Here is a 2,806-nt window from a genome sequence, read left to right as displayed (position 1 = left end):
GATCAGGGCAACACCTGCACTGGCGCCACCGAATGCGCCGCCCGCGTGCGCGAAGCCAGCCAGCGCGGCGCCGACGTGATCAAGTTCACCGCAACCGGCGGCGTGCTCAGCCAGCAAGGCCGCGGGCTGGACCAGCATTTTTCCGACGAGGAAATGCGCGCCATCGTCACCACCGCCCACAACCTGGGCCTGAAAGTCGCCGCCCACGCCCACGGCCCGCGCGGTATCGAAGCCGCCGCGCGCGCCGGCGTCGATTCGATCGAGCACGGCAGCTTCACCGATGAAGCCGGCGCCAAGGCGCTGGCCGCAACCGGCGGCTGGCTGGTGCCCACCCTGATGCCCTTCCGCCACACCGGCGAACAATTGGGCAAGGGCACCTATACCGCAGTCGTGGAAACCAAGGTGCGCGCCATCCTCGAACGCCGCGGCAAACAGATCATCGCCGCCCGCAAAGCCGGCGCCCGCATCGCCTTTGGCACCGATGCCGGCGTGTTCGAACACGGCCGCAACGGCCAGGAAGCCAGCGACATGGTTGAATTCGGCGGCATGACCCCCCGCGAAGTCCTCATCAGCGCCACCACCGGCGCCGCCGAACTGCTCGGCCTGTTGGCGGAAATCGGCACGCTCGAACCCGGCAAAACCGCCGACATCATCGCCACCGACGGCGACCCCACCGTGGACGCCAAGCAACTGGCGCTGGTGAAATGGGTGATGGCGCGGGGGAAGGTGATCGATTGAGCCGGCCATACAACCTCCGGCGGGCAGGGTCGCAGACCCTGCCCGCGTTCGATTTCAGGTGCGCTCGTTGGGCGGGAGTCCCGCTTGCGACCCCGTTCCAGTCGCTCGCCATTCGGCGTAAATGTCTGCCTATCCGAGAAGCTGCCGTTCGACCGTCAGCCGCCCGTCACCGCACGCTACCATCACCTTGTTGCGGCAAATCTAAAGGAATCCAAAACCGAAAACGCTGCCGTCGACCATGACAGGCGCGGTACTTATGTCCGGGGTCAGAGGGTCATCTAAGCCTGCTCTTTATACCAATTCAGCGGGTTAATTCGGTCCGCCAACCCAGGGCGGCCCGTCTGATCAATAATCCGCGCTAGTTCCTCGCCAGCAAGGCCAGCAGCGCATCGGCCTGCGCTTCTGCTGTTGCAAGGTCATTGGCCTTCAGCGCCTTGTCAAGCGCCTCCATCCACCGTCGGACGCGCGCTTCGTCGCCGTGTGCGCTCACCCATGCCGGAAGCTGGGCCTGGATGCGGTGAATCTTGGCTGGAAGGCGCTGTAAGATGCTCGGGCGGACCGGCCCTTCGACCAGCGGCGCGCCGCTCAGGAACTTGCGATAGGCAGCAATGGCCTCCGGACCTTCCGTCGTCTGACGAAAGCCGTTGGCAGGCGGGCCCATGCCCCAGCCGAACAGATTGACCAGCGCCGCGCCGTGGTTGAACAGGCGGGCGAGGTACGTCTCGGTCGTCATGCCCGACGGCGTCGGATCGCCGCCCAGCGCGACATTGGCGCCTTCCGCCGACGCCCAAGGCGCGCCGCCGCGGCGGCGCGTTTCCGATTGGATGTCCTCGATCATTCGCGGGGCGGGGTACGTCGAGAAGCCTGCACGGTGGCCCGGTCCGAAAGCGCTGGCCAGCGGCGAGAAACTGGTCGTCGCCGCATAAGTTCGGCCCGCAGCCTGGGTTGGATCGAATATCGAGCGGGGAACGAAGGCGATGTGCGAATAGATGCGCGAGGGATCGACGCCGGACGCCGCGATTGCACCGGACCAGAGGCCGATAAAGCGCGCGACGGCGTTGATCCGCCCTTGGTCGAGGGCAGCGACGGATGCGCCACGCCGGAGGCCGCGGTTGGCCAGCGCACAATAGCCGAGGCTGCGGCCGGTTTCGAAATCGCGGCCGATCTGGCTTTCCCAGCCTGCGATCACGCCCGCGAACAGATCGGCGCGGCCGGCGCGGCGCAGGCGATCGATGCCTTTGCCGATGGCCGCACCGATCAGTCGCCCGCGACTTTGCACTGCGGCCTCGACCGCGGGACTGTTGAGGCACAGCTGGGGCGGTGCCCGCGAAGGTTGAGGCCCCCAGTCGAGCCGCCGCCCTGTTGATAAGGGCCCGTCCCAGCCGGTGCGTTCGACATTGCGCGGATCGGAAACCAGGCTGCGCCGCCTGCCCCAATACATCGCGTCGTCGATGTGGAAACCGACGGCGACGCCGCGACGCAGCGCAATGTCGAACGCCGAAGCGATGAGAGCCAAGACCTGGGCGTCGGTCTGGTCGAATGCGAGCGGCCCCAAAATGATGGCCAGTCGCCGCCGCGGCGTGCCGGTCGAGCCGATGCGTTGGGCCAGACGGACGACGAACCGGTCGATTTCGGCCGGCGGCGGCGGCGGGCCGAGCATTCGCTCGCCTCCCATCGGGGTCGCTGTATCGGGGGAAGACGTGAAAAGCTGGAAGGCCAGATAGCGGGGCTCATCGGTGGTCGCCACCTGCACAGGCACTGGTCCGGCAATCATCGGCTGACTGCTCGCAAGGGCGAAAAGGACAAGCAGGCGCTGCATGGAAGATCCATAGCCCATGTGAGTTACTCAAACAACACAGCCAAGCACGCCACTGGGGCGTACGATCGGCGGGCATGGTAAGCTTTGTAACCTGCAGGCCCCGCCGTCGCGCAGCTGCAGCATCTGATTGACTGGCGCGCTCAGCGTATTATGAATGCAATACGCCCCGAAAAATTCATGGAGTGACCCCATGCGCGTTACCGCCCTTCTGATTGCTGCCAGCCTGTTTGCCATCACCCCGGCGCTGGC

The 2,806-nt window shown here is 66.1% G+C and carries 2 protein-coding genes; one reads left to right on the top strand and one right to left on the bottom strand.

What is annotated here, in order from left to right; all coding sequences use genetic code 11:
• On the top strand, positions 1-738 hold a 738-nt coding region (locus RMO81_RS08790; RefSeq protein WP_310475457.1), incomplete at its 5' end, for an amidohydrolase family protein.
• Positions 739-1,096: 358 nt separating this feature from the next.
• Here RMO81_RS08790 and RMO81_RS08785 read toward each other — a convergent pair.
• Complete coding sequence (locus RMO81_RS08785) at positions 1,097-2,557, bottom strand: hypothetical protein (RefSeq protein ID WP_310475456.1); 1,461 nt, start codon at positions 2,555-2,557, stop codon at positions 1,097-1,099.
• Positions 2,558-2,806: the final 249 nt, after the last annotated feature.

Source organism: Sandarakinorhabdus sp., from assembly GCF_031422795.1.
Lineage (GTDB): Bacteria > Pseudomonadota > Alphaproteobacteria > Sphingomonadales > Sphingomonadaceae > Sandarakinorhabdus.
This window is presented reverse-complemented; position numbering and strand designations above follow the sequence as displayed.

Coding starts and splice junctions, on each gene's coding strand:
- RMO81_RS08785 (WP_310475456.1), bottom strand. CDS start 2,557: ATGCAGCGCCTGCTTGTCCTTTTCGCCCTTGCGAGCAGTCAGCCGATG.